19 protein-coding genes are annotated in these 20,604 nt (G+C 54.9%); 4 read left to right on the top strand and 15 right to left on the bottom strand.

Translation table 11 applies throughout. From position 1 onward, the window contains the following. Positions 1–89 precede the first annotated feature (89 nt). Positions 90–1,025, top strand: a complete 936-nt coding sequence (locus FYZ48_RS28580; protein ID WP_149345850.1) for a dienelactone hydrolase family protein — start codon at positions 90–92, stop codon at positions 1,023–1,025. Positions 1,026–1,052: 27 nt separating this feature from the next. Continuing rightward, the gene (locus tag FYZ48_RS28575) at positions 1,053–2,180 is read left to right on the top strand and encodes a M20 family metallopeptidase (protein WP_149345849.1); all 1,128 of its coding nucleotides are present in this window, start codon (positions 1,053–1,055) and stop codon (positions 2,178–2,180) included. A gap of 14 nt (positions 2,181–2,194) precedes the next feature. On the opposite strand, the gene FYZ48_RS28570 is transcribed toward FYZ48_RS28575, so the two are convergent. Continuing rightward, a complete protein-coding gene (locus FYZ48_RS28570) occupies positions 2,195–3,436 on the bottom strand; it encodes a hypothetical protein (protein WP_149345848.1) in 1,242 nt (413 codons plus the stop codon). 289 nt (positions 3,437–3,725) lie between these two features. Here FYZ48_RS28570 and FYZ48_RS28565 point away from each other — a divergent pair, with 289 nt between their 5' ends. Beyond that, positions 3,726–4,004: a hypothetical protein gene (locus FYZ48_RS28565; protein WP_149345847.1), complete on the top strand. Its 279-nt coding sequence runs from the start codon at positions 3,726–3,728 to the stop codon at positions 4,002–4,004. Positions 4,005–4,093: 89 nt separating this feature from the next. On the opposite strand, the gene FYZ48_RS28560 is transcribed toward FYZ48_RS28565, so the two are convergent. Further along, positions 4,094–5,422, bottom strand: a complete 1,329-nt coding sequence (locus tag FYZ48_RS28560) for a Gfo/Idh/MocA family protein (RefSeq protein WP_145184164.1) — start codon at positions 5,420–5,422, stop codon at positions 4,094–4,096. 323 nt (positions 5,423–5,745) lie between these two features. Here FYZ48_RS28560 and FYZ48_RS28555 point away from each other — a divergent pair, with 323 nt between their 5' ends. After that, a complete protein-coding gene (locus FYZ48_RS28555; RefSeq protein ID WP_149345846.1) occupies positions 5,746–7,350 on the top strand; it encodes an N-acyl-D-amino-acid deacylase family protein in 1,605 nt (534 codons plus the stop codon). On the opposite strand, the gene FYZ48_RS28550 is transcribed toward FYZ48_RS28555, so the two are convergent. From FYZ48_RS28550 to FYZ48_RS28490, 13 genes are all read right to left on the bottom strand, one after another. Further along, entirely contained in the window at positions 7,338–7,709 is a 372-nt protein-coding gene (locus FYZ48_RS28550; RefSeq protein ID WP_149345845.1) for a response regulator, read from the bottom strand. The two genes, FYZ48_RS28555 and FYZ48_RS28550, sit on opposite strands and share 13 nt — an antisense overlap. 67 nt (positions 7,710–7,776) lie before the next feature. Beyond that, entirely contained in the window at positions 7,777–8,880 is a 1,104-nt protein-coding gene (locus FYZ48_RS28545) for an HD domain-containing protein (protein ID WP_149345844.1), read from the bottom strand. Between the two features lie 259 nt (positions 8,881–9,139). Further along, on the bottom strand, positions 9,140–10,570 hold the full coding sequence (locus FYZ48_RS28540; RefSeq protein ID WP_149345843.1) for a neutral/alkaline non-lysosomal ceramidase N-terminal domain-containing protein: 1,431 nt from the start codon (positions 10,568–10,570) through the stop codon (positions 9,140–9,142). Between the two features lie 42 nt (positions 10,571–10,612). Beyond that, complete coding sequence (locus FYZ48_RS28535; protein WP_149345842.1) at positions 10,613–11,362, bottom strand: HesA/MoeB/ThiF family protein; 750 nt, start codon at positions 11,360–11,362, stop codon at positions 10,613–10,615. 51 nt (positions 11,363–11,413) lie between these two features. Continuing rightward, positions 11,414–11,692, bottom strand: a complete 279-nt coding sequence (locus tag FYZ48_RS28530) for a MoaD/ThiS family protein (protein ID WP_149345841.1) — start codon at positions 11,690–11,692, stop codon at positions 11,414–11,416. Between the two features lies 1 nt (position 11,693). Beyond that, positions 11,694–12,380, bottom strand: coding sequence for an ATP-binding cassette domain-containing protein (locus FYZ48_RS28525; protein WP_242022802.1), 687 nt, complete (start codon positions 12,378–12,380; stop codon positions 11,694–11,696). Between the two features lie 107 nt (positions 12,381–12,487). Continuing rightward, complete coding sequence (locus tag FYZ48_RS28520; protein WP_145440342.1) at positions 12,488–13,441, bottom strand: ABC transporter permease; 954 nt, start codon at positions 13,439–13,441, stop codon at positions 12,488–12,490. Further along, positions 13,438–15,087 (bottom strand): molybdate ABC transporter substrate-binding protein, encoded by a 1,650-nt coding sequence (gene modA / locus FYZ48_RS28515; protein WP_149345839.1) that lies wholly within the window; start codon positions 15,085–15,087, stop codon positions 13,438–13,440. Before modA ends, FYZ48_RS28520 begins: the two co-directional genes overlap by 4 nt. Before the next feature lie 37 nt (positions 15,088–15,124). Further along, positions 15,125–15,814: an ABC transporter ATP-binding protein gene (locus FYZ48_RS28510; protein ID WP_145184142.1), complete on the bottom strand. Its 690-nt coding sequence runs from the start codon at positions 15,812–15,814 to the stop codon at positions 15,125–15,127. Positions 15,815–15,824: 10 nt separating this feature from the next. Beyond that, positions 15,825–17,105, bottom strand: a complete 1,281-nt coding sequence (locus FYZ48_RS28505; protein ID WP_149345838.1) for an ABC transporter permease — start codon at positions 17,103–17,105, stop codon at positions 15,825–15,827. 56 nt (positions 17,106–17,161) lie between these two features. Then, positions 17,162–18,436 (bottom strand): hypothetical protein, encoded by a 1,275-nt coding sequence (locus tag FYZ48_RS28500; protein WP_149345837.1) that lies wholly within the window; start codon positions 18,434–18,436, stop codon positions 17,162–17,164. Positions 18,437–18,769: 333 nt separating this feature from the next. Next, a complete protein-coding gene (locus FYZ48_RS28495) occupies positions 18,770–19,234 on the bottom strand; it encodes a hypothetical protein (RefSeq protein ID WP_149345836.1) in 465 nt (154 codons plus the stop codon). 45 nt (positions 19,235–19,279) lie between these two features. Further along, the gene (locus FYZ48_RS28490) at positions 19,280–20,260 is read right to left on the bottom strand and encodes a DUF1559 family PulG-like putative transporter (RefSeq protein ID WP_149345835.1); all 981 of its coding nucleotides are present in this window, start codon (positions 20,258–20,260) and stop codon (positions 19,280–19,282) included. Positions 20,261–20,604: the final 344 nt, after the last annotated feature.

Genomic DNA, 20,604 nt, shown 5'->3' with positions numbered 1-20,604 from the left:
AAACTCTTTGCTAATGGTTTACCGCAGGGTATAAACAGAGATAAATCGCTCATACAAACCGTTTCTGTTTTACTCTCGGAGCCCACCCCATGCCCCCCGCCGAATTTAAACAAAAACTGTTAGCAGGCCTCGGCGGTGACTGGCCCGCGCCGCCGGAACTGAATGTCAAACAGCGTGACACCATTCAACTGGACGGTTATCGCATTGAGTCACTGACCTACGAAGCCGAGCCCGGCGATCCGATTCCCGCCATGCTGTTGATTCCCGATATGGTCTCGCCCGCACATCCCGCTCCCGCCGTCGCGGTCTGGCACCAGCACGCCGGTCAGTACCATCTCGGCAAAAGCGAGCCGGCAGGGCTCGCCGGAAACCCGATGCACCACACCGGTGCCGCTCTCGCGAAAGAAGGTTACGTGGTCCTCTGTCCGGATGCCCTCTGCTTCGAAGAACGCCAGGACCCGACCGGCAAACTCAAAGCAGGGAACTTTGAACGCTTCGAATTCCTGCGCTACGTCGTCGACGGCAAATGCATGGCCTGGAAAAACATTCTCGACATGCAGCGCGCCATCGATTTTCTGCAGAGTCGGCCCGAAGTCATCGATGAAAAAATCGGCTGCTACGGACACTCGATGGGTTCCACACACACCTGGCTCATCGGTCCCTGGGAACCCCGCATCAAATGCCTGGTGGGCAACTGCTGCCTGCCCACCTACAAAGGCATTCACCGCGAACACATGCTGCACTGTTTCCCGAATTTTATCCCGGGTATCTACGAATTTGGCGATACGCCCGACATCGCTGCCCTCATCGCCCCGCGACCATTGCACATGAATTTTGGCGAGCTGGATGGGGGCAGTCCCATCGATGAAGTCCGCCGCGGTGTCAAAATAATTGCAAACAACTACGCTGCCATGAATGCAGAAACAAACTTTAGTTATTATATTGAAGAGGGAGCTGGCCACGTGCTGTCCCCCGTCATGTGGGATAAAACGCGGTCCCACTTCGAGCGTCACCTGAAGTCTTAACCCAGAGAGAATACCCGGAACCCATTCATGGATGCCCTGAAATACACGCAGGAACTGGTCGGCTTTGAATCCACCAGCTGCTACTCAAACGTCGAAGTCACCGATTACGTCGAAGCCGAACTCAAAAAACTGGGCTTCGAAATCGAACGCCTCGAATACACGGATGCCAAAGGCGTACGCAAAGCCAACGTCATCGGTCGTCGCGGTTCCGGCCCCGGAGGCATGGCTTACTTCGCCCACACCGACGTGGTTCCCGCAGATCCCTGGTTCACCGACGAGTTCGGTCCGTTCACTCCCACCATCCAGGGTGACAAACTCTATGGCCGCGGTTCCTGCGACATGAAAGGTTCCATCGCCTGTATGCTGGCGGCCGCCAAACGCTACCTCGATCAGGATCTGAAACACCCGCTCTACATCACCTGTACCGCAGACGAAGAAGTCGGCTATCACGGTGCGAAGAACGTAGCGGAACACTCGCAAATCTATCGAGAAATGGCTGCAGGGGAAGCCCACGGCATCATCGGTGAACCGACCATGCTTGAAGTCGTCTACGCGCATAAGGGAACCTACGGTTTCCAGGCCATCTCCCACGGTCGGGCCGCACACTCCAGCCTCGACACCGGCATCAATGCGAACCTCGCCATGATCCCGTTCCTCGTCGAAATGAAAAAACTGTACGAAGAATGCATGACCGATCCCCGCTGGCAGAATGACGAATTCAACCCGCCTACCAATGGCTGGAACATCGGCATCAACGACAAAACGGCAGCCGTCAACATTACGCCCCCGCAGAGTATCTGCACCGTTTACTTCCGCCCCATGCCGGGACAGGAGCCGGACGAACTGGTCGCCCGCGCCCGCGAAGCTGCTGAGAAGTGTGGTATTGAATTCCAGTTCAAATGCGGAGGCAGCCCGGTTTACACCGATCCGAATTCGACCATCGTCAAAGAAGTCCTGCAGATTGCCGGTAAAGATCAGGCGAAAACAGTCTCGTACGGCACCGACGGCAGCCAGTTTCCCGAGATGAAAAACCTGGTTGTCTTCGGCCCCGGAGACATCGGTCAGGCACATACGCACGATGAATTCATCGCCCTCGAACAGCTGGAGCAGGGGACCGAGAAATTCGCGGCCCTCATTGAGAACTGGTGCTGCTGAAAACCACTCTCTGATCAGGGACTGGCAAGCACACCGCTGTTGAATTCCGCGGGATCAAAGGGATCCGCGGGCTTCGGTTTTACCAGTTTGTTGATTTCCTGGTCGGACAGCTTCTTCGGAACAAAATCGGCAATCAGCGAGAGGTCTCCCTTCAAAGGCGTGGCCTCGCTGGTTCCGCCGGTCTGCTGAATTACCGGCTGTCCCGCTGCCGCTCGATCCTGGATGTCCTGTTTCATGAGTGCCTGTTCGAGGCCGGAATTGGAACCGCCGCTTTTCGGGCGAATCTCTGCGGCCTGCTTCAATAGATTCTCACGGGCAAAGCCCGCCCGGCGTTCCGCTCGTTTGGCCAGCCGGTCGGCCCGCAGATTGTCATTGGCCAGTCGGTCTGCCACCGCATCGCCCACCCACTTCTGAACAATCTCTTTCTGCTTCCGTCCCGCATAGCCCTGGTAGACGACCATGCCCTGTTGCGGATGTTCCTGCTCCGGTTTCACGATCAACGCGCTTTTGGTGGGGTAGTCGAAATCGAGCCACTTCATGACCTCTGCCAGGTTCTTCTCGGCATAGATCCGATGATTACCATATCGCCGCGTGACCTGGGTCAATTTGAACTCAGAGGTCGTCGCACTCCCATGACAGTTGGCATTTCCACATTTATTGAGCAGGATCGGCTGAATCTTACGCACGAAAATCGCGGACTGTTCCCGGGAGATCCCCGTCAGTGAAGTCGCTTCGTCTGCATTTTCCAGTTTCTGCGTGACGAGTTTCTCTTCGATTTTCTGCTGAATCGTCATCCGGTCTTTCGTGGGAGAGACGTTCATCAGACGACGTAACATCAACTGCGGCTCAGAGCGTTTGGGTTCCAGGCGAATCGCATCCCGTAACTCGCTCTTCGCTTCTTCGATCAGATCATTCGTTACACACCAGCGGGCCAGATCCATATGCGAATTGGCCGTGGGAAATTTCATCGACGCCCGCTGCTTCTTATAAATTCCATGCAGGTCGGGAGCCTCAAACACCACATCCGCAAAGGGGACCAGCATACTCCCCGTCGGATTCGTGACGAGGTAGCCTCCCGCGCTTTCACTGATTTCGCCCGAGACCATCCGGCCGGTCCGCATCAGCAGAATCGAGTTCTTTTTCAGCGGCGTCTCTACCTGTGCCTCCACAGTCGTTCCACCAATCCAGCCGAACACAGCCAGGCAAAACAGAAGGGCAGGCACACACGAACGAATTGGCGCTGATAATAAAGTCATAAGACATCGACACTGAAACAGGGATTCAGATTTTGACGCCTGCCAACCAGACATATGAGAACACTAAACCATTTCACCAATGAGACTTATGGTAAAACAGAGACATGATTGTCACAGGAGAGGCAGGGGAGAGGATTTATGAACCGCTCTCATACGGGATTTATCGTTTTGGGTCAACCCGGGATTTACTCACACGCCCTACGAGCAGGGGGCGACACCGGTTGATTTCGCCGTCAAACCGGTCACAATAGGCGACTGGAATCTGTGTCTCTAACCTGATGGATGCGAAATGAGTGAAGACTCTCAGTTTTTTGATCAAATGGTGGGCAAAACGGTTGTGATCGACCTCACCAGCCTCTACGTGATTGCAGGAACCCTGATCGGACAGGACCAGCACTACCTGTTTCTGGAACAGGCCGACGTCCACGATCTCCGCGATACGACCACCACCCGCGAACTGTACGTCCATGAAATGGGCAAACACGGCGTCGCCGTCAACCGCGAGCGGGTTCTCGTCTCCCGCCGGGAAGTTGTCTCCGTCTCGGCCCTGGATGATATCATCCGCTGATTTCCATTCCGTCCGATATTACGAAAAAACCCCGCAGAACCAATCGTCCTGCGGGGTTTTCATATCTCAGTGAAGTGGGCTCTCAGCGATTAGAGAGACCAGCCATCACGGTAATCACGGCTCAGGAACTTGTTGGCTTCCGGAGCATTCGTGAATTCCATCTTCTTGGCATCCCAATCCAGTTTCTTACCAGCGCGGATGGCACAGTTACCCAGCAGGGTCGTTTCCGTCAGGCGGCTGGCATAATTGAAGTTGGACATGGCGGGCTCACCACCTTTGATGGCAACAACGAATTCTTCGAAGTGGCCGGGCGAACGAGGCAGGCTCTGCTCAGGCTTCTTGAAGTCGCTGAACTTGTCGCGGGGCAGCAGCACGTATTCTGCACCGTAGTCGTCTGGCGTATACAGATTGCCTTCATCTCCAATCAGAACCACACCGCTGGGCTTCATTTTTTCGCCCATCAGCAGTTCTTCCGGAGGCAGGTTACCGCCATCGTACCAGGTCAGCTTCAGTGGGCAAAGTGTTTTATCGCCCTGGGTCCGCTCGGGGAACTGGTAGGTGATTTTGGTCGACTTGGGATAAGTCTCGTTTTCAATCATCCCTTCCGATTCGGCGACGATGGAAGTCGGATCGTACAGATCGAGGGCCATCACGTGCATGTTCATCGTGTGACAGGCCATGTCACCCAGGGCACCGGTACCGAAGTCCAGCCAGCCACGCCATTCAAACGGATGGTACAGCGTGCTGAATTCCCGGTAAGGAGCAGGGCCGAGGAACAGATCCCAGTGAATGTGCTTGGGAGCCGGTTCCCCTTCCGGTGGACGCTCAACGCCTTTACCCCAGACCGGACGGTTCGTCCAGACATGGGCTTCACGCACATTGCCCAGCACGCCGGACCGGATAACTTCGACGGCTTCGCGGAATCCGTCCTTGGCTGTCCCCTGGTTACCCATCTGGGTCTGCACATTGTGCTTGTTGGCTGTTTCACGCATCACGCGGGCTTCGTGGACCGACCAGGTCAGCGGCTTCTGGGTGAAACAGTGCTTCCCTTTTTTCATCGCCATCACGGAGGCAGGAGCATGCGAATGGTCAGGGGTACTGACGGTCACCGCGTCAATTTTATCGCCCATCTCTTCCAGCATTTCGCGATAATCATTGAACTTTTGCGCTTTGCGATAGCGGGCCGCTGATTTCAACAGACGCTTATCGTCGATATCACAGATAGCAACCAGGTTACCGCTGCTTGCTGCACTCGCTGTATCGCTTGAGCCTTTACCGCCCACGCCAATCGCGGCGAAATTGATTTTTTCCATGGGAGATTTTTCAGCAGCCAGCAGGCTCTGACCACCGACCCAGAAGGCGGCCCCCAGTGCCGAGCTCTGTTTGATAAACTCGCGGCGTGTTGTACGTTGACTCATGAAGTGCTCCTGTTTGAATGTCTAAAGTAATCGTCTGACGCCATGTTACTTTAGTCGGTTAAAACGTGATTTAACTTTTAAGAATCTCAAATCAGTAAAGATCCATTTATTGTAGTGGACGCCCCAGCGAAAGAAAACAGAATTAACCCCGAAATGGCCATCTCCCCCAGACTCCGAAAACCCGTGCACACTTGAGCCATTCTCATTTTTTTGAAATATTTTCCACAGAGACTTTTCTCCCCTGAGGGAACATGTCAAAGTAAATAAAACATCACAGCGTTCACCCACCCACACCGTCCCGCAACACGAAACTGACAACCCCCATGAGCAGCAGTGATTCTTCTTCCACGACCCCTGAATTTGATGTTCTGATTAAAGGCGGCACCGTCATCGACGGAACCCGCGCCCCGCGCGTGACTGCCGACGTCGGCATCAAGGGGGACCAGATCGTCGCCCTGGGAGACCTTTCCTCTGCAAAGGGGGCCTTTGAGATCGACGCGACAGGGAAAATCGTCGCCCCCGGCTTCGTGGATGTCCACAATCACTCCGACAGCTGGCTCCTGAATACGCCGAACTTTCTCTCCAAAACATCGCAGGGATTCACAACGGAAGTCATCATGGCCGATGGCATCTCGTATGCCCCCGTCGACCGCTGCACCGCCGCCGACTGGATCTACTATCTGCAGTCACTCGACGGACTCTACCCCGAAGAATACACGGGCTGGGAATCGCTCGAAGATTACATGAATCTGCTCGACGGCAGAAACGTACAGAATGTGATGACCCACATCCCGTATGCCAATCTGCGTTCCATGCACTGCGGATTCGGACGCCAGCGGGTCGATGACTTCCAGATGAAACTGATCTGCAGCGAAGTCCGCAAGGGAATGGAAGCGGGCGCCGTGGGGATCTCAACCGGTCTCGATTACGTCGCCCAGTGCTTCTCGCCGACCGACGAACTGGTCGAAGCCTGTCAGGCGATGGCTGAATATGACGGCCTGTATGTCTCGCACATCCGCTACAAGAAAACTCTGATGCCCGCGATCGAGGAACTCGTCGAAATCGGCAAGCGGGCCGGCGTCAAGGTACACATTTCTCACATGAAGGGGCAGCACCCGGGGCAGGCCGAAGAGGCACTCGAATACATCGACAAAGTCGCCCGCCACGAGGTCGATATTTCGTTTGATGTCTATCCCTATCAGCCCGGTTCCACCATGCTGCACTTCCTGCTTCCCTACGAAGTCTTCGAAGAGGGCCCCCGCAAGGCAGTCGAGAAACTCAAGCAGCCCGAAATGCAGCAGCGGTTCAAATACGGCCTGGAGAACTATCTGCTCGACATCTCGGCCATTCAGATCGCCTGGGTCCTGACCGAAAAGAACAAGCAGCACCAGGGCAAAATGCTCAGCCAGTACGTGGAAGAAACAGGGCTTCCCAAAGAGGAAGCCCTGATCAAACTGCTCATCGAAGAAGAGATGGCCGTCCTGCTGGTCTTCAACATGGGCGATGACCGCCTGGTCGATCCGGTGCTGCAGCACGACCTGTATATGATGGGCACCGACGGCATCTACATGGACGGAGGCGTCATTCACCCCCGCCAGTTCGGTTCCGCCGCACGAATCCTCGGCCCCTGTGTCAGGGACCACAAACTCTTCTCACTGGAAGATGCGGTTTATAAACTCTCCGGTTGTGCCGCCCAGCGGTTCGGCATGGAAAAACGCAGCATCCTCAAACAGGGCAACTACGCGGACATCGTCGTCTTCAATCCCGAAACCGTTCAGGATAACGCGACCTACTCAGATCCGCAGCAGTATTCCACCGGTATCGAATACGTCCTCACCAACGGCGTGCCCATCGTACACAACAACCAGCCGCTGGATGTTAACTCCGAAACACTCCCCGGACGCTACGTCCGCTATCAGCCCAGGTAAGGCTGCAGGCGGGCCACGGTTTCCGGGCTGCGATATTCGTTTTTACCGATCCCGTACGCGGCACCAACTCCGACCGCCTGTTCCTGGTACTCCGGAAAGTTGGAAACCAGCATCAGCGTACAAGGCTTGACATCGGACGTATTTTTGATGGTCTGCATCAGTTCGATACCGTCGCTGTAGTCCGCATCCAGTTTGCGATTGATCATCACCAGGTCGTAAGCGGTGGCTTTCAGCTTCTCGATCGTATCCTGTTCCACATCCGACTCATCGATCTGGACTTCAAAATGGGTATTCAGAAAACGGCTTAACGCACTGGCATCCGGCATACATTGCCCGACACTGAGTACTCGTTTCGTCATCGAAAGTTCCTCTCTCTTTATTTCAATTGTGATCTGATTTCTGGTAAAGCGATTCTGATTGCGCAGTTTAACTGCACAATCGGGATAGTTCGCGGATGGATTCCAGCGCGTCATCCACGTCCGGCACCTGCACTCCCGGCTCGCGACCACTGTGGTCGCATTCTTCCAGCAGCAGCAGGTCTTCGTAATTTTCGTTGGCCATCAGTCGTCGACGGGCCCGGGCGCCGATCGTCCCCGACCGGATCAGGTGGGCCTCCATGTGATGTTCGATCAACCAGGCAGTTCGATCTGTAATAAATCCTTCCAGCGCCTGCAAGCCTGCCTCGACGTGATTCTGCGAATCGATGGCTTTGCCCACATCGTGCAGCAGTGCCGCGAGCTGAAATTCTTCGTCGTAAGGCAGTTCGTCACAGGCCAGATCATAAACCTGCAGACTGTGGTATAACGCATCCCCCTCGGGGTGATATTTCTTTGACTGCTTCACCGCAGCCAGAGGCAGAAGCAGCATACGATAAATCTGGAACCGATCCACGCTCTCCTCGACTTCTGCCAGCCTTTGATCCAGATCGATACCAGGATAATCCTGCTCCAGCAGTTGTTCGAACTCGGGCAGGGTGGCACGTTCGATCCGTTTCCCCGTAATCGAACATTTGAAGCCGTAACTCGATTTTTCTGTCGGATACAGCGTCAGTTCAACCGGATAGGTGTCCTGCACATGAATGTGTGTAAACACCCGTTCTTCCCCGTGTTTCTTCACTGTCTTGTGCTCGACATGGTAAGGCGTTCCCTCTTCATCCAGCTGTGTCGTCACTGCTTCACAACTGTGCGAAAAGACGTGGATATCAATATCCGAACCCTGCCGGATATGACCGGTGAGGGTACTGCCGATAATTTTAGGGTGAAACGCCTTGAAGAGTCGCAGATAACGCAGGGCCTGCAGCCGCATCGCCAGCAGGTTTTCGGTACGCGACTCTCCTTCGAATGTGCAGGCGAAACGCTGAATTTCGTCCCGGATTTCCCGGTTACTGGGGAGATCGGCCGGTTTGACCCAGCCCTGGCAGACCTTGCGGGCTGCTTTCATTTTGGCACGATAGTACTCAGTTTCCTGACGGGAATACATCAGTCGGGCCGCCTCAAAGACGATCTGGCGGCGCATTTTGCTGGAATTCATTCAAAAATCGGTGAACTTTCTCACCGTCGAATCGAAGACACGCTGATTGGAAGATTTTACGGTATGACCTGACAGACAGGTTCTTAGGGATTCTAGCCATCCTGCGACAAAAATCAATTTCGATTTATGAGAAACTCCCCATAACGGCAATTCGCAGCTCTAATCAGAAAAATTTTCTGACCAGAGATCACCCCTGAAACGCCAGAATCCGGGGACCGCTCCTGCGCTGTCCCCGGTTTCTGTTGTTCGCTCAACGAGATTAATCCCCGAGTGCCTCGCGGCGGGCCTGTTCGGTCAGCTGATGCACTTTCTCAGCTACACGCTCTTCGACCGACTCTTTAAACGGACCGGGATAAGAAGAGTAAATCATCGCCCGGGCGCCTTCATAGCCTCCCTCTTTCAGGACCCTCAAGCTGGGCAGGTACCCGAACACATGGTTCGAATAGCCGGCAACCCAGACAATCGGATCTGTCTTACCCGCACCATGCCCCGACTTCAGCTCTTTCTGGAAGCGATGCGAATAATCGACAACGGTCTCACCGCAGACTGCCACCAGGGTCAGGTCCTTTCCAAACTGAACCACCTGCAGCGGAAAAGCATATTCGGTCTGAATACCGCCCCGTTCCTCCAGCTGTTCCAGCAGACGCGTCGCGTGACTGACCTCATACTTGTTGCCGCTCTCTTTCTGCTTGAGCAGTTCTGCTTTGCTGGGGGGAGTCGCAAACTCCAGTTCCACATCGCCCATCGCCACGCCCAACGGACCATGAATCAAACGAGGATGTTTGACAGAGATGGCCGTCTCAACCGCATTGGCCAGCGCCCGTCCGTGCTGCTTCGCCAGGTCGAGTGTCCGTCGCGGGTAAGGGTTCTGATCCCCGCCACAGCCCATCATGAACATCGCCACAGTCCCCGGATGATCAGCTTGCAGATATTCCTGGGCATAGCCTGCGTAGTCACCACAGAACTGGTAGAAACTGAGCGTCGTATTGTGACAGGCATAACCGAACAGTACCGCCATCAGAGAACTGTCGGGCCGTTCGACCATCAGCACGGGCACCCGTTGATCGACGGGCCCCTCGGGATGCGGGCTGTTGATCACGCCGTTCTCGGTAGGCAGGCGGCGGTTCATTGAAAAACCGGCGCGTCCATACGAATACTTCAGTACGGCTGGCTCCAACTGGGGAAGGGCTTCCCCAATCGCAGCCACCAGTTTTCTCACCAGCTCCTGCGTATAAACCCGCGCCTGGGCACCACGATCGCCGCCCAGTCCCCGGCGGGAAGCTTTCTTTTCTCTCAGTTCCGGTCCGCAATGCGTATGTGAGGCATTCATCAACAGTGCCGCCGCGGGAATCTGAAAATCTTCTTCCAGGCGGGCCGCAATCGGATCACGCAGGGCAGGGGTGATACCAATCAGGTCGGTCGTGATCATCACCAGTTTCTTGCCGCGGCTGTCTTCCAGAATCAGCAGCTTGGCGTACAAATCATGTACTTTCCCCTTAGCTGGTTCCGTGCGGGCCGCATAACCGGCCATCCACATCGGTTTCTCGGGAGTAATCACCACCGACGCCGCTACGGCTTTCCATTCGGTCTGCTGTTTCGCTTCGGCTGCTGACAGTCGGCAATTTTCCCCGACCATCACGCTTCCCGCCAGAACCAGGACCAACAGATAACGCTGTATGATTTTATTCATCGGATCTCCCTGCAGTATTTATCAATTGTATTGGAAGTGGAGTCAGGCTCCACAGACCGGGCAATCGGATCGGCGCTGAATCCGGTTGCGGTGAAATGTCATGTCGCGCAGATCAAACGTCAGCAGTTGATTGGCCAGCGTCACGCCAAACCCGGCGAGCACCTTGATGGCCTCCATCGCCGCCATGCAGCCCACGGTCCCTGAAACTGCACCAAACACGGGAAACTCCCGTTTCCAGGCCGGCGGATCATCGGGATACAGACAGGCCAGGCACCCGGTCTGACCGGGTAGAAAGGTCGTGATTTGTGCTTCGAGATCGTACATCGCGCACTCGATCAGTGGTTTCTGCTGCAGAACGGACTGCCGATTCATGGCATACCGCTCGGGGAAGAGCGGTGCACAGTCGACGATCAGATCTACCTGATCCACAATCGCTGCTGCATTCTCTTCCGAAATATTTTCCTGAATCGCCACGATCTCCAGCCGGGGATTCAGTTCCTTCAAACGCCGCTCTGCGGATTCAACGCGTGGTTTTCCCAGCCAGTCGTGCGTCATCAGCAGTTGTCGGTTCAGGTCGCTCGGTTTTACATTCCCGGCGTGAGCCAAGACCAGCTTGCCGACTCCCGCAGCCGCCAGTTCGTAAGCCACAACACTTCCCAGACCGCCACAACGTGAAACCAGCACCGACGCATTCTTCAGCTTCTCCTGCCCGGCTTCGCCGAACTCGGGCACCCAGATCTGCCACTCGTAAACGGCTCGTTCTTCATCTGTCAGGGGAGCGAAACCAGACATCATGTCTCCTTCAGGCTGAATTGCGTGAGGTCAGTGAAAAGAGTGAGGATATCATCCTCCGGAGATCGGGGAAAGGATCGTAACGCTGTGATGCGGTTCCAGTGTCAGCGGTTCGTCCCACAGCACCTGTTCATTGGAAACAAACAACAGCATGGAAGGATGCAGGGCCTCGCCGGTGGGGAACAACAGTGGCTTCAGCGAATCGGCCCGCGACTCAGCCACGGTCTTGACCAGTTCCTGCAGCGTCGTACCTGCGGGGACTTCGAATTCTTCTCTTCCGACACCAGCCGCTTTTTTGACCTGGGCTGTATATTCGACCGCAATTTTCATGTTAGTGAGCTCTCGTGTCAGCTGGAGTTTCAGAAGTTTCCGTGGTCGTGCTGGCGACGGCTTTCTTCGGATTTCCGCCGGGCAGCATACTCAGCTTACCATTGTTGATCGTCAATTTCACATCTCCCAGCCGATCTGATTCGGAGATATTATGAGTGATATGCAACGCCGTCACACCAGTCACGTGCTGAACATTGTTCAACAGATCACAGATCTCTCCACGCGTATCTTCATCCAGTGCACTCAGCGGTTCATCCAGACACAGAATCGCAGGCCGGGCCGCCAGCGCGCGTCCCAGTGACACCCGTTGTGTCTCTCCACCGCTTAAGCCGTGTGGGGTCCGGTTCAACAATCCGGTGATCCCCAGCAGGTTTGCGAGTTCATCGACACGCTCGTCAATCTCATGCTGTTTCCACTTACGGATTTCCAAAGCGAATGCCAGGTTATCCTTGACCGTCATCGTATGGAACAGCACACCTTCCTGAGGCACATACCCGATCTCACGCTCAGCCGGTTTGGCATGAGTCATGTCTTTGCCATTCAGGATGACTTCACCGGACTCAACCTTCTTCAGACCGCAGATCGTCTCCAGAATGGTCGTCTTCCCGCTCCCCGTTTTCCCCATCAGCACAGCGTAATGCCCCTGAGGAATTTCAAAGCTGACGTCATTCAGCCTGAAGTCACCCACTTGTACACAAAGATTTTTTACCGAAATCATATTTCAACTTATCGGGCGACCAGTGCCGCCAGTTCTCAGATCATTTTTCCAGTCGCGGTGTAGTGCACCGCTGAATTTTATATCGCCGCCGAGCGTGTCAGACCAAACATGCGGGCAATCACCAGCACGATCAGGGCGGAAACGACCATAATCAGTGAAGCGGCTACGGCCCCCTCGATATTTCCCACGGTCAGTTCCAGAAACACGGTTGTCGGCAGCACCTCGGTTTTCATCCGGGTCGCCCCCGAGAAGATCAGAATGGGGCCAAATTCTCCCAGCGAGCGGGCCCACGCCAGGGTCGCTGCTGCCAGCAGTCCCCGATAAGCCTGGGGAAAGACAACCCGCCAGAAAGCCTGCCCCCGGTTGCATCCCAGGGTCAACGCTACCTGTTCATAGCGGGGACCGATCTGGTCGAAAGTAACCCGCATCGTCCGGACGGCAAAGGCACACGCCACCATGAACTGTGCGAGAATGATACTCGGAATTTCGTAGGTCACCCCGATGGCGCGCCCAAACAGCACTTTTGTGATCTTGCGAATCAACTCATCCAGCGACTGTGTCTGGTCCGCGACGGCCGCTGCAGCCGCCTTGTCGTATACGATGCCAGACTTCGCCGCCACCATTTCATTGAGCCATTCAAACTGGGGCAACTGAATCTGAAACAGAATCAACAGACAAAGCCCAATGACCAGGGGAGGGAGCACGATCGGAATATCCAGAATCGCGTCGATCAGCGTCTTCCCAGGAAACTGATGCCGCGACATCAGGTAGCCAATAGGCACCGAGACCCAGAGCGAAAGCACGGTCGTAATCGCACAGGAAACCAGGCTCAACCAGATCGCATAGCGGATTTCCGGCTTCTGAAACGACCGCATGATATGACCAGGAGTCGTATATGTTGTCTCCGCGGCCAGCATGGCCACGATCAACAGAATGTATACGGCACTGACGGCCACAAACACGGCATAAAAGGGGAGATCAGAACGCGACTTCCATGTGCGAGGAGGTTCTTCAGAATTCGACGCACTCATAGTGACTCCGGTGTAATCCGCCAGCGGAAGCCGATCGATTCGAAAATGCCACGCGAAGGATTGGAAGTCAGTTTATCCACCAGACGCTGCATCAGATTCGGATAATCGGTCGTTTTCAGAATCGCAATCGGCTGTTCAGCCAGGGGATCTCCCTCTTTGATTTCAATGATGTCCACCTTGTCTTTGACGTAAGGCAGATTCGCCCGGTAGACAATCGCAGCATCAAGCGAGCCGGTACGCAGCTGATTGACCAGCAGATCTGCAGTCGGCGTATTGGTTTTCACATTGGGCTGTACGAGGTCATACAGATTTTGATCATCTTTTTTCAGGGAGGTCAGCAGTTTTTTTGTCAAGGCACCCAGAGCACTCTGCTCGTGGTGTGCCAGCCCCACCCGCACATCCTTGCCGGCCAGATCATAGATGGACTTGATCTGCTTCGGGTTTCCTTTCTCGACGATCACCACCATATCGGTTTCCGCCACGGTCAGGGGAATACTGAACTTGGGCTGCACCTGCACCATGTAAGAAGTATCACAGGCGAAGTAAGCATCGGGACGTTGACCGCTGTTGATCTGCCCCACCAGGATACCACAGCCGTTAAAGACCGTATTGATCGTCACCCCTTCACGCTCCTCGAACTCTTTGAGCGTATCCTGAATCGCCAGCCGGTTCACACCACCGCTGAACAGCAGAATGGTCGGATGCGGATCCCACTTATCGCCTTTAACCGTCTCGTAACCCAGCTCCGCAAACGCTTTCTGCCCCTTTTCAGGTGCCTGCAGATAACGGGCAAACATCAATGCTTCCCGGGGCTTTTCCGTAGAGGTCAACACGCCCACGGTTACATTCTTGATCGCTTCGGTAAACTCGGGAATATCCACCATGTCTGCTTTTTCCGGATACTGATTCACGGTCGCATCCCAGACAATCGCAGCATCAACGGCCCCCAGCATCACGTCGGTGGCAATTTCCGATACCGTTGGTTTGAACACCCGGGCAGACTTGGAAAGGGGTTCCCATTTACCGTGTTTCGTGAGAATCTTTTTGGTCAATTTGCCAATCGAGGCAGCATCGGGATTCGCCAGGGCCACGGTGACATTCTCTTTGAGCAGGTCATCGATGGACTTGATGCCCTTCGGATTCCCTTTCTGCACCATGATCACCGGATGCATCCGGGCCACGCTCACTGCTTCATCGACCAGCCCCTTTTCCCGGGCAATCTCGATGTAGCTGGTATCGGCTGCCAGGTAGAGGTCTCCTTTTTTCGCCACCTGCAGATTACTGAGCAGGGTTCCAGACCCGCCGTACTGCAGGTGAACCGGCATGCCAAATTCTTCTTCAGCAAATTGCGCTGCCATCGCGGCAACCGGCGGTTTGATCCCCGCGGCACAGTACATCACCAGGGCATTCTCTTCCGGATCAGCAGCAGAGTCACCACCCTCGGATTCGTCTGTCTGTGAACTGGCTGAGTCTGTCTTTGTTGTAGACGACGAAGGAGTATCTTTAGGCGGCGTATAGACCAGCAGGACCAGCATGATCACCAGAAAGACGACCGAGCCTCCGGCGATCACCAGGCCTGACACTTTTCCGCTGCGGCCTGATTGAGAGCAGACCTGAATTCGGGGCTGAGGAGCAGGATGTTTCATTCTCTTGTCCTGTATACTGACTGAGCGAAATTGATTCTCAGGAGTTGACTAACGATTCTGATTCTTGAGGAGTCACGAGGCGACCATCCCTGATCCCCAACACGCGTTGCGCCGACTGGACTGCCTGGTCATCGTGTGAGACCATCAGCACACAACCACCATCGGCGGCAAACTGACTGAGCGCGTTCAGGACGATGGTGGAGTTCTCGCTGTCCAGGTTGCCTGTCGGCTCATCTGCCAGCAAAATTTTCGGCTGATGAAACAGGGCTCGGGCCAGTGCGACCCGCTGCTTTTCCCCGGTACTCAACTGGGCCGGGGTATGATGCAGACGCTGTTCCAGACCAAATTGTTCAATCAATGCACGGGCGCGTTCGCGGGCCTGACTCCGATTCGATGCCAGGGCCGGCGTTAACACGTTGTCCAGCACATTCAAATAAGGCACGAGGTGGAACTGCTGAAAGACAAAGCCCAGATGTTGAGAACGAAAACGGGCCCGTTGATCACTCGAAAGACGATACGGGTTAGTCCCTTCAATCAGCACCTGGCCGGAATCGGGGCTGAGCAGTCCCCCCGCCATCAGCAACAGTGTCGACTTTCCACAGCCGCTGGGTCCCTGAATCGCGACGAACTCAGTCGCATCGACGGTCAGGCTCACGCCGTCCACTGCCTGGACACGGCCCGGACCGGACTTGAATGATTTCGACAGTTGTTCCAGTTCAAGTAACATCGTGATGTAATCATCCTTCCTGGAGAATGGTGGCAGGATCCTGGCGGGCAGCCAGCAGGGCAGGGATCCAGCTGGAGAGACTGGACAGCAGGGGAGCGAACACCAGGCTCAACAACAACCAGCGTCCCGAAAAGAGGACCTGCGCCGGATCTGCAGCCGCAGGCAGGTCACCCCAGGTAACGCCGATCCAATAGCCCAGAAAATAACCGATCAACGCCCCCACGAGGCCGATCAGCAGTGCTTTGATGATAAAGATTCCGAAGACCTGGGAGGAACGTACGCCGATCGCCCGCAGAATTCCGATCTCGGTTGCCCGGCGGCGGACGTTTTCCAGTGAAAGGAAACCAATCCAGGCTCCACAGCCCAGCACCACGAGAGGTACCAGGATCGCGGCAAAGCTGGCATGCCGTTCAATCAGCTTAATTCGATTCGCTTTTTCCTGCTCCAGTGAAGCGACCGCGGTCGCAGCCGCCGTATTGCGTGCTTCAGCGCGGGCCAGGGCAGGGGGACCACGCTCGATAATCTGGGTGCCGGGCAGAATCTCAGCTACATCCTTGCGGATTTCTGCGACTCGATCTTCGGTAGCACAGTTACATTCCAGCGCCAGAATGGCATTCAGCAGATTTTCCATGCCCAGCAGTTGCTGCGCTTCTCTGAGATTGATCCACACGGTACTGTCATCGGCATTCCCCCGTTCGGGGAAGACTTTGGCGACCTTGAACCCTTTTCCCATCAGCTGGACTTCGTCGCCCGCTTTGAGACCGGTTTTCTTCTGCACCTGGTATCCCAGCACCATTGCCCCCGCAGGCACGGGTTGCTGTAGTGGTTTCTTCAGAGCCCGGTGCAACTGGGGCACTTCACCGCGGGTGCCGGTGAGAATGATATCCAGCTCCTTTTCGGGCCAGGTCACTTTCTTCGCCACCATCGGCAGCATGTGGTTGATGGTGACAATTTTAGATTCGGACAGTTTCCGCATATTGTCTTCGGGCATTGTCCCCGAGACGACGCCGGTCAGGTGAAACTCTTCCAGGTCCTGGTCGGCAGGGAGGATCAGGATATTAAACCCGAGCCCCTTGGTAATCTTCCGCATCGCATCGTTCAGCTCGGCTCCCGCCTGCTTCACCTCATCTTCCTTCTGTTGCAGAATCAGTGCGGTCTGAATTTCGTCCGCCTGCAACAGAGTCAGGGCGGCAATCAGACAGCCGACCGCGACGATCACCGACAGCAGCCCCAGCAGAAAATTCATTTTCCGGTGCTGCATTTCCTGAAGAATCAGATGAAAAATTGACATAATGCCCGCTCTTGCTTTCCTGATGGAGTGAGGGATTCAGATACAGATCTGAAATTTCAACTCTCTGATTTACGTCCCATAACGATGTAGCTCGCAGCCAGCATGATCACGATTGCCAGCACAGCCAGGATCGAGAGATTCCGCAGCAGCGAGTTGCTTTGAGCCGCTTCTGTGGTTCCCGCAGCAGGAAGCTCGGTTGTACCTGCATCAGCGGAATCACTCTCCTGCGTCTGGACTTGCGTTTCAGCCGTAGCTGGTTCCGCCTGAGCAGTCTGCTCAGCAGTAACGCTCTCTGTTTTCGGTGTCGCCTGATCCGATTTCGGTTCTTTCTCTTTCGACATCGACAGCCCCTGTGCTGCATCAGCGCCCTGTTTTGAGAAGCTGGTCAGTCCGGTCAGGTCGGGAATCTCTTTTTCTTCCTGGGGAGTGGGAGTCACCAGTTTCTCCCAGTTGACCGCCATCAGCAGGTCGGTCCCTGGATTCTGGTCTTTCACCTGGCAGGTGCAGGGTCCCGTCAGGTCCCGACAGGCCTGCTCGATGGTCCCGGGATTGATCCCTTTGCCGATCAGAGCATACAGCACACGTCCGCGACCAAACACCGGCAGTGCCATCGGTTCGTCGCTGAACTCATGCAGATCGTTTTCGGTGGCGATCAGCATGCGTGTGAAATAGTCTTCTGCAGCTTCTTTGCGAGACAAGGTTTCCACGCTGAATTTGAGCTTGAGGCTGTCCGGCGCGACGCTGACCAGTCCCTGTTCAATATCGGCCTGTTCGATTTCGGGGAGTTTGAGTGTCTTCTCCATCCGCTTCAGTTCGGCTTTGAGCTGTTCCAGTGCGGCCTTGTCCTGTTCCGCATCACCAGATTCCAGAAAGACCCAGACCGCGGTCTGACCGTTAATCAGCTGTTTGGCAATCTTTTGACGCAAGGGGGAATCGATGAGTCGCGAGACGTTTTCTTCCGTCAGTTCTCCCGACCAGAAGCCCACCGGTACCGGAGCGGGCAGGGGAGTCCGCATGACCAGCAGAGGCAGTGTCTCGGATTCCTGTCGTTTCCAGAGTTCCAGATCCTGTGGCGCCGGGTCGGCATCCAGGTCGACCAGCTTCAGTTCAACATTCGCTGACTGCCGGGCGACAGCCCCCTCCCTGGCAAACAGGTCGACGACACGCTGTTGTTCCGGTTGAAGCGGACCACGGTGAAATACGACGGCGCTATATTGATCTGCGGGCCAGCGTTCCAGCGCGTACCGAAATACGGGAACGGAACAGGCCCAGATGACAGATGTCGTTAACAGGGCGCTTAGCAGAGTCACTGGTATTAATAACCGTCTCATGCAATCACCTTTCGAGGAGGGGGTCAGGTCGGGCGGGTTGCTATCGGGAAATCATTCACCGTATTCAGCTTAAGTACTGATTACGTAAATTCAATCCAGCACGTAATATGATGACAAATTGTGTGGTAAATGTGAAGAAAAGATGATTTCATTAGGAAACTTTTCTGAGAACAGGTTTCCCGGCTGAAAACGGGAGAAATTAAGTTAAACTCGACTTTCTCCGTTTCTCTCCATATCGAATAAAAAAGGCAGGCATCCCGCTAAACTTCAGAATGCCTGCCTGCTTTTGTTTCTCATTTATAGTCCAGCCCACTGAACGGGCTCCCTAAAGGCTTACTTCTTTTTGCCCGTCAATTTCAGTTCGATCGGCTGCCCCGGTTCGACTTTCACCTGCAGCTCCGAATTGTCTTTGCTCGAGTATTTTGCGGGCAAGGACTCTGTGGCCGGGGATTCAATCGGAGGGGTATCGTCTCCTTCCGGAACAGGTGTACCATCGGGCATCAGACGATAACTGACCGCCACGCGATAGGTGCCCGCCGGTAAACCTTCGCCTCCCCGAAAATAAACCACTTCGAATTTGCCCCCCTCTTTGGATCGCCCCTGTCCCCCCACGCCGGGGGTACTCTCAATGGGCATAAAGAACAGGTCTGCATTTTCCAGTGGTTCTTCATTGAGCAGAACCACCCCGGTGACGGGACCGAGTTCCGGCCCCTCAGGCTTGCCACCGCAGCCAACACAGAAAATGCACATCAGCAACACGGCTCCCAGAGCCGTGCGCTTCCCTGGAATAAGTATCATGAAGTACCTCACGCAAGAATGTTAAACTCAGGTTGTAACTCAGCACTAGGGAATTTCGACGACAAAACCGTCTGAAATGGTCCCCAGTCGTCTCAGCAGAGTGAGGTCAGTGTTTTCCGAAATGAAGCGGACCGATCCATCACCGAGACCAAAGTGAGCCCCGCCGGTATGCAGACTTCCCACCTGGCCCCAGCTGTTGAGGTTTCCAGTATCGGGTCGCGTCCAGCCGGTCGGGATATCCCAGACGTTAATCCCGGGATCAATGTCCCCACCTGTAGTCACCCAGCCCCGCATTCCCCAGGCCGGAGGTTCGCCATTGGCAACGGTACGTGTTGTCTCACAGACCATCAGCGTGTTCGAGGTTCCATCTTTGACATCGCGAATCCGGCACCGGCTGTTCTCGCCGAACATTTTGCGAGCATTCGGAGCCTGTCTCGACCAGAGGTTACAGTCGATTGTCTGGTCGGCACTCAATTCATAATTGGTTTTGGCTGGACCAGGCGCAACAGAGGTTCCATAGGGAGCTCCTGTTCCGAGATGTGTCGACCCGGAATCGGAAGGGCAGAGGAAAACGTCCAGCAGGACAGCCATCTCATCGGCATTGTCCGCCGGGTTTCCTGCCAGGGGACTGGATGCCCCGCCATAGCTGCAACAGTACCCGGTATTCTGCGCACTGTTAGCGGTATCCAGGTTGAGTCGGTTGTAGAGGGGAGACTGATCGAGATAAGGCAACAACAGACAGAGTCCGTTTTTGTTGTGGGTCGTACGACCGGGATCAGGAGTTGCCAGGGTACACCAGCCGTAGGTGATTCCGCCGGGGGGGAAGACACTGTGAGCATCGTGGTAGTTGTGCAGGGCCAGAGCGACCTGCCTGAGCTTGTTTTTACAGCTGGCACGACGGGCTGCTTCGCGGGCCTGCTGGACCGCAGGCAGGAGCAGGGCGATCAGAATCGCGATGATGGCGATCACGACCAGTAGTTCAATTAATGTAAATCCGCGTCTCCGTTGATGTGGACTGAAAGACATGACGCACTCCTAATAAAAAAACGATAAGAAATCATGAATTATTAAGGTCCGGTCTGAGCCATCCAATCCGATATTCCGGGGAGTAAGGTTGAATGGATTTCCGGAAAGCTTTATCGAATAGAAGTGAAAGATCTTAAGTGAAAAGTCCGAGCGACTTAATCTGCTTACATAATCGAGTATACATACGACTGGCAGGTGCTCAAGAAGATTCAGGATTTGTTTAGGAGTTTTATAAAAAAAGAAATTAACCCCTTGTTAATCTCTGCCAGGGGGAGCAAATTCGCCTGACAGGCAGACGCGGGTACCAGGATTTCAAGAGAGCGATGCCGGGGAATGGAGCGTAT

The sequence above is a fragment of the Gimesia chilikensis genome (genome assembly GCF_008329715.1).
Lineage (GTDB): Bacteria > Planctomycetota > Planctomycetia > Planctomycetales > Planctomycetaceae > Gimesia > Gimesia chilikensis.
Note: the sequence above shows the minus strand (reverse complement) of the source record. Positions and strands in the feature narration are given on the sequence as shown.

Bases quoted from the DNA above. Each gene is read 5' to 3' on its own strand.
- FYZ48_RS28500 (WP_149345837.1), bottom strand. From the start codon at position 18,436: ATGAGACGGTTATTAATACCAGTGACTCTGCTAAGCGCCCTGTTAACG.
- FYZ48_RS28560 (WP_145184164.1), bottom strand. From the start codon at position 5,422: ATGAGTCAACGTACAACACGCCGCGAGTTTATCAAACAGAGCTCGGCA.
- FYZ48_RS28510 (WP_145184142.1), bottom strand. From the start codon at position 15,814: ATGTTACTTGAACTGGAACAACTGTCGAAATCATTCAAGTCCGGTCCG.
- modA (WP_149345839.1), bottom strand. From the start codon at position 15,087: ATGAAACATCCTGCTCCTCAGCCCCGAATTCAGGTCTGCTCTCAATCA.
- FYZ48_RS28580 (WP_149345850.1), top strand. From the start codon at position 90: ATGCCCCCCGCCGAATTTAAACAAAAACTGTTAGCAGGCCTCGGCGGT.
- FYZ48_RS28550 (WP_149345845.1), bottom strand. From the start codon at position 7,709: ATGACGAAACGAGTACTCAGTGTCGGGCAATGTATGCCGGATGCCAGT.
- FYZ48_RS28505 (WP_149345838.1), bottom strand. From the start codon at position 17,105: ATGTCAATTTTTCATCTGATTCTTCAGGAAATGCAGCACCGGAAAATG.
- FYZ48_RS28495 (WP_149345836.1), bottom strand. From the start codon at position 19,234: ATGATACTTATTCCAGGGAAGCGCACGGCTCTGGGAGCCGTGTTGCTG.
- FYZ48_RS28545 (WP_149345844.1), bottom strand. From the start codon at position 8,880: ATGAATTCCAGCAAAATGCGCCGCCAGATCGTCTTTGAGGCGGCCCGA.
- FYZ48_RS28520 (WP_145440342.1), bottom strand. From the start codon at position 13,441: ATGAGTGCGTCGAATTCTGAAGAACCTCCTCGCACATGGAAGTCGCGT.
- FYZ48_RS28565 (WP_149345847.1), top strand. From the start codon at position 3,726: ATGAGTGAAGACTCTCAGTTTTTTGATCAAATGGTGGGCAAAACGGTT.
- FYZ48_RS28540 (WP_149345843.1), bottom strand. From the start codon at position 10,570: ATGAATAAAATCATACAGCGTTATCTGTTGGTCCTGGTTCTGGCGGGA.
- FYZ48_RS28490 (WP_149345835.1), bottom strand. From the start codon at position 20,260: ATGTCTTTCAGTCCACATCAACGGAGACGCGGATTTACATTAATTGAA.
- FYZ48_RS28535 (WP_149345842.1), bottom strand. From the start codon at position 11,362: ATGTCTGGTTTCGCTCCCCTGACAGATGAAGAACGAGCCGTTTACGAG.
- FYZ48_RS28555 (WP_149345846.1), top strand. From the start codon at position 5,746: ATGAGCAGCAGTGATTCTTCTTCCACGACCCCTGAATTTGATGTTCTG.
- FYZ48_RS28570 (WP_149345848.1), bottom strand. From the start codon at position 3,436: ATGACTTTATTATCAGCGCCAATTCGTTCGTGTGTGCCTGCCCTTCTG.
- FYZ48_RS28530 (WP_149345841.1), bottom strand. From the start codon at position 11,692: ATGAAAATTGCGGTCGAATATACAGCCCAGGTCAAAAAAGCGGCTGGT.
- FYZ48_RS28575 (WP_149345849.1), top strand. From the start codon at position 1,053: ATGGATGCCCTGAAATACACGCAGGAACTGGTCGGCTTTGAATCCACC.